Raw genomic sequence first — 15473 nt, forward strand, 5'->3', positions numbered from 1 at the left:
ATAGGAACGGCGTGTTGGCTGCATGAAATACCCGCTTGAAAGGCTAGAACTGGTGCCCACTTAAATTTAAGTGCACACCATGTCCTGGCGTTGCGGGGTTGGGTAGATGACTTGGCCGGACGCATACAGCTATCAGCCGAGCCCTGGATTACAGCCTGAAACGCTGGGCAGCGCTGTCGCGCTACCTCGATGACGGGGCCGTACCCATAGACAACAATTGGGCCGAGAACCAGATCCGACCATGGGCTCTTGGACGCAAGAATTGGCTCTTCGCAGGGTCGTTACGTAGCGGCAAGCGGGCGACAGCGATCATGAGCTTGATCCAGTCTGCGCGGCTTAATGGCCATGATCCGTATGCTTATCTGAAGGACGCTCTCACGCGACTGCCGACGCAACGGGCGAGTGAAATTGATCAGTTGCTGCCGCATAGGTGGACGCCGGGCTTACCCAGAACGCTCAAAAATGACGAATAAGGATCTTAAACTTCAAAGAGCCGACGCACCTGCACGGAATCGGCGCTTCCGCTTTGTTCAATAGGAAGAAAGTAACGTAGTTGCCATTGCTGTGTCCTAACGGCCTCTTTGGCGACTGGTTTGACCCAAGGTGGATAAACGCGGATAGCGCGCTTACCGCCTTTACCGTTAATCGCCATGATGCCCTTTGATGCCAGTATCTTCTGGTCGAAAACAAACTGTCCGCGATGCGTTGCATCGAACACACTCACCACAACAAAGGCTACGCCATCATCGATATCGAGAGGTGCAATGATGCAGCCTGACGTCGGGCGCTTCCATATTGTGACGAACTGTCCAATCTTCGTCGGCGTTGTTTTAGCCACACGGAAGACAATGGTGTGTCCGTCGAGGCCAAAGCGGGAGGCACCATACTCGGCACTCTCAGCCTCGCGTAGAGCCAGATCCGTCAATTGCATTCCCGCCGGCGTGTACACATCCTGGATAGCCGCTATCAGATCGTTTGGAATATGGCCGAGGGCAGGGTCTGCCGCGCCTGCATATTTTGTGTCTTGTTCAGTTAAATCGAATTTCAAAGGGAACAACTCCTAAACCACTCATTGACCATACGATCCAATCCAGAACATATGCTACGCCCTTCGACATACCGAGCGGACTGCGGGCGGTTACATCGTGTGATTACGCAAGGTGGGATAGCCAGCCGCTTACGAAAACTGTCTATACCAAGCAAGATGTAACTGCCAAGTGGTTACGGGCACACCCGAACATTTATGACATACATGCGACCGTTAGGTATTGGAGGCAGCAGGAAGCACTCGTTTGAGGATGTCGGCCAACGTAACAACGCCCAGCAAGCGATCCGCGCTCACGACTAAAGCAAGCTGAATGCTCGATTTACGCATGCGCGCAAGTGCTTCATAGACGGGGGTTTTCGCATCAAGCACAAAAGCTTCTCGTGCAAGCTCATGCGCAAACCGAGTCTCTGGCTCAAGCAAGGTGTCGCGTACGTGAACCACCGAGGGTTGTATGCCCTCGGTTCCCAGCACGAGAATGCGCAGGTGCCCGGACTGAATGGCCGCAGTGCGGACATCCGCCACCGTCGCATCCCGCGTAACGTGAACCAGCGCCTCCCCCTCGATTAGCAGAGCTTCGACGGGTAGGGTGCCCAGGTCGATCAGGCCAGAAATCTGCTGTTGCATCTGCGGCTGTAGCGTGCCCACCTTCGCCGAATGCTCAACGAGTTGCCTTATGGTCTCAATATCCTGACCACCCACTGCGGCGCTTTCAACTGGCTCAACACCTGAGGCTTTTACGAGACGATTGGCGATTCGGTTCACCCAGCGCAACAGCGGACGTAGCGGCCAGGTATAGATGCGCGAGACGATGCCAATTGCCAGAGCGGATCTTTCCGGGTGTGCAATGGCCCAGGACTTGGGCGCCATCTCACCGACAACCAGGTGCAAGAACGTCACCAGGAAAAGCGCGAAGCCGAAAGCTGCGCCACCAGCAGCCCACTCAGGCAAGCCCCACGCGATGAACACTGGGCCGAGCCATAAGTCGACCGCAGGTTTCGTTACCGCACCTAGGGCAAAGGTACACAGCGTTATGCCCAACTGAGCACCGGCAAGCATCAACGTCAAATCATTCATGCCGCGCAGCGCAGCACGAGCGGACAGACTGTTGACGGCCAGCTCTTCAAGGCGGTGCCGGCGAGCGCCGAGCAACGCGAACTCGATTACAACAAACAAGCCACTCAGCGCGATGAGCGCGACTGTTGCTATCGTGACTATCAGCGGATCATTCATTGGTCTTCCTCCGCCACAGACACTTTGACCAGCCGTACGCGAACGTCAGTCGGAACATGTCGTTCAATACGCAGTACATCAACTTCGAGTCGATATCTCACCGGCTCGTCGGAGACCAGCTCGGCAGCATCGATAGGTAGATCAATGGTGACTGTGTCGCCTTCTCCGGGCAGGGCGCCAAGCTCAGCGATCAGCATACCTGCCACTGTCTCAACATCAACGCGCGGCAGGTCGTGACCAATAATGCGCCTAACCTCGTCGAGGTGAACGTCGCCCTCCATTGTCCAGGTGTTTTCCCCTTCAGACACGATGGCATCGCCAACTTCTGCGTCATGCTCATCGGTAATTTCACCGACGATTTCCATGGCGAGATCTTCAATCGTAAGCACTCCAGCGAAACCACCATACTCGTCGATAACACAAGCTAACTGATCGGTTGTTTGAACCAACTGATCAAGAGCATCTGGCAGCAGCATCAGCGTCGGCAGAACCTTGGCAGGTCTCATCAGCGACGCAACGGTCTCATTACTGTTTCCCGTGGAAAGACGTGCAAGCACGTCGGCGAGATGTACAACACCCACAGGGGAATCATCATCGTCAATCACCGGGTATCGGGTGTGAGCGCGCGCCATTAGCCCTCGCAGCTCTTCGAGCGTCGTATCTGGCTCAACCCAGTCGACTTGTGATCTGGGCACCATAGCGTGCTCGACGTTGCGTTGCGGGAAGTCGAGGATGCGATCCATCATGAGTGAAAGCTCACGTGGTAGGTCGCCACTGTCACGCGAGTTCGCGATTATGTGCGGTAGATCGGTAGCCGAGGCGCTCACGTCGAGGTCATGAATCGGCTCAATACGCAGTAACTTCAGGAGAAGATTGGCAGATTTGTCGAAGAAACTGATTAGCCAGCCGAAGGCCGACATATAGAAGAGCGTGGAGCGGGCAAGCCCGAGCGACAGGGGCTCAGGGTTCGCAATGGCAAGGTTCTTCGGATAAAGCTCACCCACGATCATTTGGATAATCGTAGCAGCAACTAGGGCCATACCTGTACCGACGGCCACCCTGGCGTCGGGCGGAATAACGGTTCCCGCGAGCAGAAAGCCTAATGGCTCACCAACCAAGGGCTCAGCGACATAACCAACAAGTAAGCCTGTTACGGTAATGCCAAGCTGGGCACCCGACAGCATAAAGCTTGTGCGGTTCGTGACGGCTAATGCTCGCTTTGCCGACGTATCCCCGGCAGCAGCCAATGCTGAGAGCCTGGTACGGTCAACCGCCATGTAGGCAAATTCTTGCGCAACGAAATAGCCGTTTACAGCGATGATCGCCAGGATGACCAAGATGCCAAGAATGAGGGTAGGGATAGTTTCGATCATTTGGTGGCACGACCAAATTCAGAATCTGGACAGCGGATGTGTGTTGCGGGGCTGGGGTCCACGAAGGATTCCATGCAGATAAGGAATCGAGAGCATACGGGCGTTTGCTCCGTGTCGTCTAGCTAGAGAACCTTTTCCGTTTGTGAATGCCGACTCCAATCGACCTATGGTCTAGAAACTGGAAAAGCGCAGCTGGCTGCCACCAGCACAATCGCATTCATATCACGCAAACATCGTCATGAAATTGAGCTGTGACCCTCTACGATGAACCCACCTATTTGAATGCCTTGAGGAAGCGCGGTTCACCGCTCCTGAAGAACCTCGATTTAGGTTGACTGACTTCCTCAGGACGTGAAGCTGCCGGTCGCGACAGGCAGAAATCGGCCATAAGTGACGAAACCATCCAGCAGTGAGTCGCTGACTCCGCGTGGTTTCGAACTTGCTTTGAGCTACAGCCGCCTTCAATAGACTCTTGAGGGCGGCGGTAGCTTGGCTGGGAAGTCATTTCCCCTGTGGTCAGAAGTGTTCCTGCACTCTTCTGAGGCCGTCATGTTCTGAAAATAATGTCACTGAAAATATCCATCCAACGCTTGATCGCGTGTTGAAACCTCTTGAAATAGCTGTTTTTTGACATCGCTGAAGCCGCTTCTGATGATGCGTGCACCTGCCATAAGGCATTGAGTAGACACTATGCAACCTGAAGAGAAGAACCTAATTGATGGACTTTTTGCCCGCCTGCATGCTGTTGAGGGGCAATCCGCACCGCGAGAGCCCCAGGCCGACGCATTGATAAGGGAGCACGTTGCTCGTCAGCCCGCAGCCCCCTATTTCATGGCGCAGGCCATCATCGTGCAGGAAAATGCTATCGAGCAGTTGGACGCTCGCATTAAAGAACAGGCAGCGGAGATTGAAGCTCTCAAGGGTGCTCAGAACGCTTCACAGCAGAACAGTGGCGGTTTCTTGGCAGGCCTGTTTGGCGGTCGTAGCCAGGCTCACCCAGTTGAGAACCGGCCGGCCAGTTCCCAGGCTGGCAATACCGGTGCACAAAGCTCACTTGCTAGCGGGCGTTTCGGACAACAACCAGGTGCAGGACAGCAGCCAGGGTTCGTCCAACGCGGGGCGCCGGCGCAAGGTGGCGGCTTCCTTTCGGGCGCCTTGCAAACGGCCGCCGGTGTTGCTGGAGGGATGGTGCTTGGTAACATGTTGATGGGTATGTTCCAAGACGATGGTGCTGATCAACTTGCTAGCCAAGCACCTGTAGAAGAGCCACCAGTGGCACAGGAGGAACCCGCAGCAGATGACTACTATGCTGACGAGGGCTTCTTCGGTGGCGGGGAGGACGACGAATTTGTTTGATTTCGCAAAATGAGCTAAAGATGCCGGTCTTAATGACCGGCATGTTTTTTACTCGTCCAAACGTTTCCAATGTTCGTCAAATTGAAGCTGGGAACGCCTGTTAAAGATGTGACCCATGAGTACATGGTTGGAACTGCCATCTGAAAGTCCGCTTTGGGTCGTTCTTTGCCGGTCAGTACCTGGTCAAGTCAAATGCAAATGGCCGGTTGCATTCAATCCGGCGCCATCATCACCGCGAGCGTCATCCTGATGAATTCCTCATTCTTGTCGATGGCTTCCTAGGGCGCCGCGCATTGTCGGCAACACTCTGCCGAACGTGAGGAGTCCTTTTGGCATAAAACAAGCGCTGGAGCCAAACCAGCAGTGAAGCGAGGTGCCGGTCAAAAAGTATATGCCACCAGCTCCAATAAACAGAGAAGCTGTGACCAAAGCTGTGACCAAATGGGGTATCAAACCGCAGAAACAAAAAAGGCCCACCTTTCGGTGAGCCTAAGTTGTTGATCTATATGGTGCCGGCACCAGGAGTCGAACCCGGGACCTACTGATTACAAGTCAGTTGCTCTACCAACTGAGCTATACCGGCGTGTTGGGCGACGATTATAGCGATTGGAATGGTTCTGTAAACCCCTGAATTCAGACTATTTTTGCGCGGGCCTCGGGTCAGGCGCGGCGCAGTGCTGTTCGGAGTTTGTGCAGGGCTTTCCAGGTGCGGCTGTTTTGGATGGCGTGCAGTTGCGCTTCGGCCTGTTCGGCGCGTTGTAGAGCGGCGGCGAGGTGTTGGTCGGCGTCGCTGAGGGGGTGGCTGAATGTGTGGCCGCGGCAGAGCTGGAAGTTGTCCAGGTTGCAGGGCGGGATGTCGAAGGCGGGTTTGAGGTTCAGGTGTTCTTCGGCGAGGTAGTAGGTATTGAGGCCGTCGAAGAGGATGGACTGGTAGCCGGCGTCGATGAGCAGGGTTTCCCAGGTCTGGTTGCGCTCCCACGGGGTCTCGATGAGGATGATCCACGGGCGCCACTGGCTGAAGTCCATGCCGCGCAGCACGGTCTCTTCGTGGCCTTCGACGTCGATTTTCAGGAAGTGGATGGGCCTGCCCTGGGCGTGTTGCTCGCAGATGGCGGTCAGGGTGCGCGATTGCACGGTGTGGCTGCGCACGTCCATGCCGGCGTCTTTGCGCTGTTGCGCGACGGTGGGTTCAAGGGTCGACAGGCCGGTGTCGGCGATGCTGTAGAAGGTCAGGTCGTGGGCGTTTTCGCCGGCGACGCATTGCAGGTTGGTGTCTTTGGGGCGTTGTTCGCACAGGGACTGGTGGTAATTGGCGACGGGCTCGACGTTGATGCCGGTCCAGCCGTGGTCATAAAAAGCCTTGGTGACCGAGTCGTGGACGGGGTCGTTGGCGCCGATGTCGATGTAATAGCCGTTTTCGACGTTTCTGAGGGCGCGCCACAGGCGGATGTCTTCGAAGTTCTGTGCGTAGGAAATGAACGTCACGAGTCGAGTCCTGTGTTTTGTTTTTATTGTTAACGGCCGCAGTGTCGGCGCTTTGTTTGCCTGTATAGCAAGGGTCGCGGTCGGGGTGCAAATTCCTGCGGGCGTGGTCCCGTATTCGGCGGTTATGTCGTTTTCGCGAATTGCTTATGCACAACGGGCGTGATGGCCGTTACTGTTCATTACCGATTTTGTGGACCCGTTCTCATTAGGCCGCAAATGCCTGTTTTTATGGTTTTTTATCCATGTGTACGAAAAATGAACACAGGTGTTTCAGGGAGGAAACAGCTGTATACATTGGATCCAGGATAATTCCATCAACAGAGTTATCCACAGGTTGCGTGCTTCAGCAGCGCTCGCCCAGGATCAGCAGATTACGCGGAGTGAGGGGGCTTTCGCAGAAGGTTCCGAGCCGAACGGTGTAACCCTGCTCGGAGAGGAAAATCGCCCTGTCGAGCACCAGCCACAGCTCCAGCGGACGCCGGAACAGTCCGCGCAGCAGCTCAAGGTTGCGCACCTGTGCCAGGCGTTGCCAGCCGGCGGCCTCCAGGGCGGGCCAGTCCTGCGGCCCGATTGTGGATAAGTCCTTGAGCGCGGCCAGGTGATGGCAGTATTCGGCAAAGGATTTGTCCAGCCAGGCGCTGGAAAGAGATGGCGTGGGCAGGTATTGATCGACTCCGCGCAGTTGCCTTTGCAGCAGGTCGAAGCCCAGGCGGCGGGCCATTGAAGTGTCGCGCTGATGGCGGACCCGGGCGCCGGCGGTGACGGTTTCGCTGGCGGGCAGCGCCAGGTCATCCAGGGACAGCTGCAGGGTGGATTGCTGGCCCGGTGAGGAAAGCGCCTGATGGGCTGTGAGACTGATCCGGTTGTAGCAGCAGGGTGCGACAGCGAGCTGTTTGCAGCCTGCGGCGCTGGCGAGCTGGATCAGCCTGACGTGCAGGTCTCCGCAAGCGTGCAGCGCGACCGGGGTATGCCCACCGTGCAGCAGGCTGGCGGCTTCGGCGGCGAGCACATCCTGTTCAACATGCAGGGCGTGCAGGTGATGGCGCTGGCTGAGTGCCTGGCCGCTGGCGACCAGTGCCGGGTCGTATTCCAGGCAGGTGAGTTGCTGGCCGGCCTGCAACAGGCGTCGGCCCAGGTGTCCTTTGCCGGCACACCAGTCGAGCCAGTGTTTGGACGGCTGGGTGAATTCCAGGCGGCTGGCAAACGCTTCGATCTGCTGCCATTTGCGCCCCGGCACATCGACATTCAGGCGGTGCCCGGCCTCTTCCAGCGCATGGGCCGGCAGTTCGCCGATGGCGCTGAGTTGCAGCGACTGCGCGGCCAGCGAAGCGAAAGGCTCGGGCGCGTCCAGCAGCGCGGGGTGGTTGTGGGCGAGTTCAGCCTCTTCCAGTGAACGGCCGCGCAGCCACTGCGCCAGTTGCGGGCAGGACGCTTCCCAGGGAAGTTGCAGATGGGTGAACGGTCGCGGCTTCCACAGCGCTTGATGCTCGATCAGAAAAGCATCCAGCGCGGCGAAGCGGGCGAGCAGGGCCTCGCCCGTCAGCACGTGCCCATCAACGCCCTTGGCAGGCATCGACGCGCAGCCAGCGCTCCAGCAGCTTGAAGGCGCGCACCAGAACGAAGGCCATCAGCAGGTAGAACATGCCCGCCGCGAAGAAGATCTCCACCGGCAGGTAGGTCCGGGCAATGATGGTGCGGGCCATGCCGGTCAGTTCGAGCAAGGTCACGGTGCTGGCCAGGGCGCTGGCCTTGAGCATCAGGATGACTTCGTTGCTGTAGGCCGGCAGGCCGATGCGCGCGGCGCGGGGCAGGATGATGTAGAACATCGCCTTGGCCCGGGACATGCCCAGCGCCCGGGCCGCTTCGATTTCACCCTTGGGAATCGCCTGGATCGAACCGCGCAGGATTTCCGCGATGTAGGCGGCGGTGTGCAGGGTCATGGTCGCGGTGGCGCACCAGAACGGATCGCGCAGGTAGGGCCACATCGAGCTGTTGCGCACCGCATCGAACTGCGCGAGGCCGTAATAGACCAGGAACAGCTGGACTAGCAGCGGCGTGCCACGGAAAAAGAAGATGTAGGCGTAGGGGAATGCGCGCACGTACCACAGGCGCGATGACCGGGCGATGCCCAGCGGAATGGCCAGCAACAACCCGGCAATCACGGCGATGGCCACCAGCTCCAGCGTCAGGGTTGCGCCCTGGGCGAGCTTCGGCAGCCACTTGATGATGACTTCCCAGTTCATTGGGTGCTCCTTGCGAACCCGCGACCGGCGCGTTTTTCCATGAAGTGCATGCCAATCATGGCGAGAATCGTCAGGCCCAGGTACATGAACGCGGCCACCATATAGAAGGTGAACGGTTGCTTGGAGACGGTGACGCCGATTTGCGCATGGCGCATGATTTCTTCCAGGCCGATCACGGACACCAGCGCCGTGTCTTTCATCAGGATCATGAACAGGTTGCCAAGGCCCGGCAGGGCGATGCGCCACATCTGCGGCATGATCAGCTTGGTGAAGATGCGAAATTTAGACAGGCCCAGGGCCACGCCCGCTTCACGGTGGCCTTTGGGGATGGCCAGGATCGCGCCGCGGAATACTTCCGTGGCGTAGGCGCCGAAGCACAGGCCAAGGGCAATCACGCCAGCGGCGAAGGCGTTGAGTTCCAGTTCGGGGTTGCCGAAGAACTCGCCCAGTTCGCGCATCAGGTTGACCGTACCGAAGTAGATCAACAGCACCCAGAGCAATTCCGGGATGCCACGCACCAGGGTCGAATAAGTGCCGCCAAGCCATTGCAACGGCTTGTACGGGGAAGTCTTGGCCAAGGCGCCGAGCAGACCGAGCACCAGCCCCAGGCACAGGGCCGAGAGTGCCAGTTTCACAGTCATCAGCGCGCCAGCGGCGAGCGCCGGGCCGAATCCGTAGAGATCGATAGTCATGGATTTCTTTTCAAATCGCGGCAGGCAATGCCGGGGCAGGCGCCGTTAGCGAACGGCGCCTGCCAGGCAAGTCAGAATCAATAGATGCTGAAAGGGAAGTACTTGTCGTTGATCTTCTTGTAGGTGCCGTCGGCAACGATCTCTTTCAGTGCGGCGTTCAGCTTCTCGCGGACCGGGTCGCCTTTACGTACAGCGATACCGATCTTGTCGCTTTCTTCTACCGGGTCACCCTTGAACTCGTAAGAACGGCCGGCGTCGCTTTTGAGCCACTCGTAGTTGACGTATTTGTCCGCCAGGATGCCGTCCAGACGACCGGAGGTCAGGTCAAGGTAGGCGTTTTCCTGGGTGTCGTAGAGTTTGACTTCAACGCCTTCCATGTTGTCTTCCATCCAGGTACCGGCGAGGGTCGCACGTTGTGCGCCGATCACTTTGCCTTGCAGGGAAGCCTTGTCGGTCTTGAAGTCTTTGTCTTTCGGGGCGATGAATTGCAGCTTGTTGCTGTAGTACGGGTCGGTGAAGTCCACCGCCTGCTTGCGCTCGTCGGTGATCGACATCGAGGAGATCAGGAAATCGAATTTCTTGGCGTTCAGGGCCGGAATGATCCCGTCCCAGTCGGAGGTCACCACGGTGCACTCGACTTTCATCTTGGCGCACAGGGCGTCGCCGATTTCCTTGTCGAAGCCGACCACGTTACCGCTGGCATCCTTGTTGTTGAACGGCGGGTAGGCCGCTTCGATGCCCATCTTCAAGGTTTCGGCCATGGCACCGGCGCTGAACGCCAGGGTGACGGCGGCAGCCAGGAAGACCTTTTTGTAGTTCTGCATGCTGTAGCTCCGTTAGCGGTTGCTGGACATGAATTGTTTGCAGCGCGCCGAAAGCGGGTTTTCGAACACCTGCTGTGGCGATCCTTGCTCTTCTACCAGGCCTTGGTGAAGGAACACCACTTCGCTGGACACCTGGCGGGCAAAGCCCATTTCGTGGGTGACCAGCAGCATGGTACGGCCTTCCTCGGCCAATGCGCGGATGACATTAAGTACTTCCTGGACCATTTCCGGGTCAAGGGCGGAGGTGGGCTCGTCGAACAGAATCACCTTGGGCTGCATCGCCAGCGTGCGGGCAATGGCCGCGCGTTGCTGCTGGCCGCCGGACAGTTCGGCGGGGTAGGCGTGGCGCTTGTCCGCGATGCCGACCTTGGCCAGCAAGGCTTCGGCGACTTCGATGGCTTCGGCTTTGCTTTGCCCGAGCACCCGGCGCGGCGCTTCGATGATGTTGTTGAGCACGCTCATGTGCGGCCACAGATTAAAGTTTTGAAACACAAAACCAATCTCGCTGCGCAGGCGATTGATCTGCTTGCCATCGGCAGCGACCAGTTCGCCGTTCTTGGCGGCCTTGAGCTTGAGTTCTTCACCGGCCACCAGGATCTGGCCCTGGTGCGGGTTTTCCAGCAGGTTGATGCAACGAAGGAACGTGGACTTGCCGGAACCGGAGGAGCCCAGGATCGAGATCACATCGCCGTCGCGGGCGGTCAGCGAGATGCCTTTGAGCACCTCCAGCGAACCGTAGCGTTTATGCAGGTTGCGGATTTCAAGCGCGGGCGTGGCCTCAGCCATGTGCGTTCCTCATAGTGTGTTGCTCCTGCTGTTGGCGGCCTTCCTGGCGAGGCGGCCAAGCTAGCATAGCGTCTGAATGGCAGCCAACAGCGCTACGGGCAGTAAACGGATGTCATGTGGCAGGTTGTCGCATCGTCACAGCAGACTGTCGCGCTGCTATCAAACGAACAGGTGTTTGAACCTGCCCGGCGATGGAAAAACGACGTCCTGCCGTAAAAAAAGGCGCGATGTTGCCAGCTTTGCCGGGGGGTTGGAAGCGTTAACCGGACAAACGTTCCTGATCTGCACTTTTATTGTGCGACGGGCATTTTTTGTTGTGTTTCTGGTGCGGCAAATCGTCCTGAAAGTGAGTCGCAGGGTAACGCTCTGGCAAATTGCCATTAATCTCAAGCACTTGCGATGACTGTCCGGTCAGGCGGAGAGCCCCGGGTCTTGGGAGTTTGTAACATTTTGGCGCAATTATTGCGTGCAGAATAAGGAACGCCCCGTTGGTTTCTTTTTACGAGAGAGAACAAACGGCGAGCTCAATGCTTTCGCTTTTCCTTACAAAGGTAGTTTCAATGAGCAGTACCCCAAGTTCCAATGGCCTCGAACAGGGGCTCAAACCGCGTCATGTGACCATGCTGTCGATCGCCGGGGTTATCGGTGCCGGGCTGTTCGTCGGTTCCGGTCATGCCATTGCTGTAGCTGGCCCGGCCGTGCTGCTGGCCTACGCCGCCGCCGGTACCCTGGTGGTACTGGTGATGCGCATGCTGGGTGAGATGGCGGTTGCTTCACCGGACACCGGTTCATTTTCGACCTATGCCGATCGGGCGATCGGTCATTGGGCCGGCTTCACCATCGGCTGGCTGTATTGGTGGTTCTGGGTGCTGGTGATACCGCTGGAGGCCAACGCCGCCGCGACCATCCTGCACGCCTGGTTCCCGAATATAGCGATCTGGGCGTTTACGCTGATCATCACGCTGTTGCTGACAGCCACCAACCTGTTCAGTGTGAAGAACTACGGTGAGTTCGAATTCTGGTTCGCGCTGATCAAGGTCATTGCGATTGTCGGTTTCGTGGTGCTCGGTATCCTGGCGATTTTCGGCTTCCTGCCGACCAGTCAGGTCAGTGGTGTGTCCCACCTGTTCGACACCCAGGGCTTCATGCCTAACGGTATGGGCGCAGTACTGGCGGCTATTCTGACCACCATGTTCTCCTTCATGGGCACCGAGATCGTGACCATTGCCGCCGCAGAATCGAAGAACCCGGGCCAGCAAATCTCCAAGGCCACCAATTCGGTGATCTGGCGGATCGGCTTGTTCTACCTGGTATCGATCTTCATCGTGGTATCCCTGGTGCCATGGAACGACCCAGTCCTGGCCAGCGTGGGTTCCTACCAGACCGTCCTTGAGCGCATGGGCATTCCAAACGCCAAGATGATCGTCGATATCGTGGTCCTGGTTGCGGTGACCAGCTGCCTGAACTCGGCGCTGTACACCGCCTCGCGCATGATGTTCTCCCTGGGCAAGCGCGGCGATGCGCCGGCGGTGTCCAAACGCACCAACGGCAGCGGCACGCCGTACTGGGCCGTGATGCTGTCGACGGCTGCTGCGTTCCTCGCGGTATTCGCCAACTACGTAGCGCCTGCTGCGGTGTTCGAATTCCTGCTGGCCAGCTCCGGCGCAATCGCCTTGCTGGTGTACCTGGTCATCGCGGTGTCGCAATTGCGCATGCGCAAGCAGCGCGCAATCGCCGGCGAGAAAATCGCCTTCCGCATGTGGCTGTTCCCGGGCCTGACCTACGCGGTCATCGTGTTCATCGTTGGCGTGCTGACGATCATGCTGTTCCAGGAAGCCCATCGCGTGGAGATCCTCGCGACCGGCTTGCTCAGCGTGCTGGTTGTAGCCGCCGGGCTGTTCGTGGCGCGCCGTCGCAAGCAGCAGAAGCTGGGTGCGGCAGTGCTGAACTGATAGGTAGCGAGTAACGCAAAACGGCCGCTGTCAGGGATGACAGGCGGCCGTTTTTTTTGGAGCGTTTTACCGTTGGGTCAATTGAGCTGATAGTGATTTCCCAGCTCTACCTCATGGTTGTTCTCGATCAGTCATAAAGTCAGCACTGACGTGATTGTTGTCGAACCAATTGTCCCAGTCACCTGCGGGTGTAAGCAGGCGAGCCCTGCCAATCGCGACGATGTCGACACGCTTGATAGATTCCGGCATCGCTACTGCATCAGGTATGCAGATAATCTGGCCTCCGTCTTGCGAGACAATCGTTGTCCTTTCCATTGAAGCTCCTACTCGCTTCCTTGCCCCTAACGGCGGTGGTTATTCAACTTTTTTCTTCCTGCGCATCCAGCGCCTGGCGGTATTGGTCCAGTGCATGACCGAAGTCGGTGATGAACTGCGGCTCGGTGAGCCAGGCCTGGGCGGTTTCGCGGTCCATGCCGTCGGCCCACATGCGGTAGTCGAGCAGCATGTCGGCGGCCAGGTGGGTGGCGGCCATGGCTTCGTTGTCGGCGTTTTCCATGTCGAGCAGGTCGGGATGGTCCGAGATGATAACCGCGAGCTCCGACAGCAGTACCTGCAGCATGTCGTTGCGGCCGACTGCTTCGGCGTCGTGCATCTTGCTGAACATCGCCAGGGTGTATTCCGGGATCGGCTCGCCCGGTTCGCCCAGGTCATCATCCAGCGCTGCGGGTTTGCGGCCGTGGATATTGATTTGCTTGGCTTTGATTTTTGCGCGCTTGGCGCGTTTCTGCTGCTTGTTCAGGGAGGCCATGGGAACTCAGTTGGGTGTCTGTGGGTTTTGGGCGGCGATGGCGTCGGAGGCTGCCACGTAATCAACCTGGAAGGCGGGGGATTCGATCCACGCCAGGGCGCCGGCTTCGTCGGTTTCGGTGGACCACTGGCGATACTCGATCAGCGCGCCGATGATGAAGTCAGTGGCGATCTCCTCGCCTTCCTGTTCCAGCACCAGGGCGAGCAGCGGGTGTTCGAGGAAGGCTGCGCACATCGCTTGCTGGCTGATTTTCTGCGCGTCGAGCATTTCCTTGAACAGTTCGGTCAGGTCCACCGAGTCAAAATCGATGCGATCGTCGTTCGGGTCCAGCTCCACCGGCGCAGCCGCTCGCTGGGTACGGTTCTGCTTGGCCTTGTCTTTGGCGCGGGTGGCGCGTTTTTGCTGCTTGTTGGCGGAGGCCATGGGCGTCGTTCCGTATTGCGTTGAGTGGGCGCATCAGTCAGCTGCGTGGCACTAGCCGCCCCGGAGTGCCGGGGGCCAGTTCGCCGCTTTGCAGCCAGGACAATGCAATGGGCCATAGTGTGGCTTGGTATGCGCTGCGAAAAAAGGCGAAATGTCCCACGTCTGTCTGATCGATGTCTTCAGGTGCGATGCGCAAATGGGTTTTGCGGCTGTGGGTGAAGTAGCCGAGCAGGCGTTCTATGGCGGGAATTGTGCCATAGGGGTCGTCGCTGATGCTGATGGCCAGGACTTGCGCCTTGACTGCCGCAAAGGTTTTCACATGCAGGTCGCGGCCGCTGGGGCGCTTTTCGTAACGGGCGGTGGGCGTGCTCCAGTCCCGGACGACGCCGGCAGGGGTGTCTTCCAGCCAGCCCAGGCGCTTGCCGGGGAAGTAACCGTACAGCATCGTCAGCAACGGCATCACCAGGTGCCATTTGCCCAACATGCGCCAGCGATGGGCGGGCGCATAGTCGCGCCAGTAAGCGAATTGCGCACCCACCGTCACCAGGCGACGAATCACCGGCCCCGAGGCTCCCAGGCCCGCTGCACAGCCTCCAAAGCTGTGAGCCACCACATCGATGGGTTGGCCGGGGAATTCGTGCTGGGCGCGCTTGAGCATCGCCTCGAAGTCCAGGGTGCCCCAGTCGGACCATGACGCCCTCAGGCCTTTCATCGAAGCGGGGCGCGATTCCCCGATGCCGCGGTAATCATAGGTGATGACGTCGAAGCCGTTGACATGCAGATAGTCGGCAAACCGCGCGTAGTGGCGGCAGCGCACGGAAGTAGCAGCGTTGATGATCACGACCGGGCGCGCGCTGTCATGGGAGGCATGGCGCCAGGTAAAGCCGCCGAGGATGAAACCGTCTGCAGCGGGTTCCTTGAAGGGTTCGCCGGGCGCGAACGCGGGCAGCGGCAACTCGATGTGGCTGGGTGCCGGTGACGGCATGTCCTGCAGATTCATCGGCGTCTTACCATTGCAGGTAGCTGACAACGATAGTCTTCGGGCGGCACTTGGACAATCCATGCCAAGGCCGGGGTGTGCAGGAAAGTACATCACGGCTGCGCCGGTCAAATCGCAGGCATAAAAAAACCCTGAATCTTGCGATTCAGGGTTTTCGGTATTTGGTGCCCAGAGACGGAATCGAACCGCCGACACGGGGATTTTCAATCCCCTGCTCTACCGACTGAGCTATCTGGGCAACGGGGCGCATTAA

General features: G+C 58.3%; 16 protein-coding genes, 2 tRNA genes and 1 pseudogene. 4 read left to right on the forward strand and 15 right to left on the reverse strand.

The window, feature by feature from the left end; translation table 11 throughout:
• Window positions 1-125 precede the first annotated feature (125 nt).
• A pseudogene (locus IMW75_RS19345) lies at window positions 126-473 on the forward strand (IS66 family transposase); the annotation flags it as partial.
• A 5-nt stretch (window positions 474-478) separates the two neighbouring features.
• On the opposite strand, the gene IMW75_RS19350 reads toward IMW75_RS19345, so the two are convergent.
• From IMW75_RS19350 to IMW75_RS19360, 3 genes are all read right to left on the reverse strand, one after another.
• On the reverse strand, window positions 479-1048 hold the full coding sequence (locus IMW75_RS19350; RefSeq protein ID WP_205893480.1) for a MepB family protein: 570 nt from the start codon (window positions 1046-1048) through the stop codon (window positions 479-481).
• A gap of 213 nt (window positions 1049-1261) precedes the next feature.
• Window positions 1262-2278, reverse strand: a complete 1017-nt coding sequence (locus IMW75_RS19355; RefSeq protein ID WP_205893481.1) for a CNNM domain-containing protein — start codon at window positions 2276-2278, stop codon at window positions 1262-1264.
• Window positions 2275-3651, reverse strand: a complete 1377-nt coding sequence (locus IMW75_RS19360) for a hemolysin family protein (RefSeq protein ID WP_205893482.1) — start codon at window positions 3649-3651, stop codon at window positions 2275-2277. The genes IMW75_RS19355 and IMW75_RS19360 overlap by 4 nt, the downstream gene beginning before the upstream one ends.
• Window positions 3652-4341: 690 nt before the next feature.
• Between IMW75_RS19360 and IMW75_RS19365 the strand changes: the two genes are divergently transcribed.
• Window positions 4342-5007 carry a DUF2076 domain-containing protein gene (locus tag IMW75_RS19365; protein ID WP_205893483.1) on the forward strand — a complete coding sequence of 222 codons (666 nt, stop codon included), beginning with the start codon at window positions 4342-4344 and terminating at the stop codon, window positions 5005-5007.
• A 507-nt stretch (window positions 5008-5514) separates the two neighbouring features.
• Here the strand turns inward: IMW75_RS19365 and IMW75_RS19370 are convergent.
• From IMW75_RS19370 to IMW75_RS19400, 7 genes are all read right to left on the reverse strand, one after another.
• Window positions 5515-5590: transfer RNA gene (locus tag IMW75_RS19370), tRNA-Thr, on the reverse strand.
• 77 nt (window positions 5591-5667) lie between these two features.
• The gene (locus IMW75_RS19375; RefSeq protein WP_205893484.1) at window positions 5668-6492 is read right to left on the reverse strand and encodes an FkbM family methyltransferase; all 825 of its coding nucleotides are present in this window, start codon (window positions 6490-6492) and stop codon (window positions 5668-5670) included.
• 343 nt (window positions 6493-6835) lie between these two features.
• The gene (locus IMW75_RS19380; RefSeq protein ID WP_205893485.1) at window positions 6836-8065 is read right to left on the reverse strand and encodes a methyltransferase; all 1230 of its coding nucleotides are present in this window, start codon (window positions 8063-8065) and stop codon (window positions 6836-6838) included.
• Window positions 8046-8735, reverse strand: a complete 690-nt coding sequence (locus IMW75_RS19385; protein WP_045062021.1) for an ABC transporter permease — start codon at window positions 8733-8735, stop codon at window positions 8046-8048. Before IMW75_RS19385 ends, IMW75_RS19380 begins: the two co-directional genes overlap by 20 nt.
• Entirely contained in the window at window positions 8732-9427 is a 696-nt protein-coding gene (locus IMW75_RS19390) for an ABC transporter permease (protein ID WP_205893486.1), read from the reverse strand. Before IMW75_RS19390 ends, IMW75_RS19385 begins: the two co-directional genes overlap by 4 nt.
• A gap of 77 nt (window positions 9428-9504) precedes the next feature.
• Window positions 9505-10251 (reverse strand): ABC transporter substrate-binding protein, encoded by a 747-nt coding sequence (locus IMW75_RS19395; RefSeq protein ID WP_045062019.1) that lies wholly within the window; start codon window positions 10249-10251, stop codon window positions 9505-9507.
• Between the two features lie 12 nt (window positions 10252-10263).
• Entirely contained in the window at window positions 10264-11037 is a 774-nt protein-coding gene (locus IMW75_RS19400) for an ABC transporter ATP-binding protein (protein WP_205893487.1), read from the reverse strand.
• 175 nt (window positions 11038-11212) lie between these two features.
• On the opposite strand from IMW75_RS19400, the gene IMW75_RS19405 reads away from it, so the two are divergent.
• Together IMW75_RS19405 and gabP are read left to right on the forward strand one after the other, a co-directional pair.
• Window positions 11213-11440, forward strand: coding sequence for a hypothetical protein (locus IMW75_RS19405; RefSeq protein ID WP_152644325.1), 228 nt, complete (start codon window positions 11213-11215; stop codon window positions 11438-11440).
• Window positions 11441-11597: 157 nt separating this feature from the next.
• Window positions 11598-12989 (forward strand): GABA permease, encoded by a 1392-nt coding sequence (gene gabP, locus IMW75_RS19410; RefSeq protein WP_205893488.1) that lies wholly within the window; start codon window positions 11598-11600, stop codon window positions 12987-12989.
• Window positions 12990-13100: 111 nt separating this feature from the next.
• On the opposite strand, the gene IMW75_RS19415 is transcribed toward gabP, so the two are convergent.
• From IMW75_RS19415 to IMW75_RS19435, 5 genes are all read right to left on the reverse strand, one after another.
• A complete protein-coding gene (locus IMW75_RS19415) occupies window positions 13101-13304 on the reverse strand; it encodes an AbrB/MazE/SpoVT family DNA-binding domain-containing protein (protein ID WP_205893489.1) in 204 nt (67 codons plus the stop codon).
• Between the two features lie 43 nt (window positions 13305-13347).
• Window positions 13348-13797, reverse strand: a complete 450-nt coding sequence (locus IMW75_RS19420) for a hypothetical protein (RefSeq protein ID WP_205893490.1) — start codon at window positions 13795-13797, stop codon at window positions 13348-13350.
• A 6-nt stretch (window positions 13798-13803) separates the two neighbouring features.
• Window positions 13804-14220, reverse strand: a complete 417-nt coding sequence (locus IMW75_RS19425; protein WP_045062013.1) for a hypothetical protein — start codon at window positions 14218-14220, stop codon at window positions 13804-13806.
• A gap of 37 nt (window positions 14221-14257) precedes the next feature.
• On the reverse strand, window positions 14258-15220 hold the full coding sequence (locus tag IMW75_RS19430; protein WP_205893491.1) for an alpha/beta hydrolase family protein: 963 nt from the start codon (window positions 15218-15220) through the stop codon (window positions 14258-14260).
• 162 nt (window positions 15221-15382) lie between these two features.
• Window positions 15383-15458: transfer RNA gene (locus IMW75_RS19435), tRNA-Phe, on the reverse strand.
• Between the last annotated feature and the right edge of the window lie 15 nt (window positions 15459-15473).

It is taken from the genome of Pseudomonas gregormendelii, assembly GCF_017114825.1.
Taxonomy (GTDB): Bacteria; Pseudomonadota; Gammaproteobacteria; order Pseudomonadales; family Pseudomonadaceae; genus Aquipseudomonas; species Aquipseudomonas gregormendelii.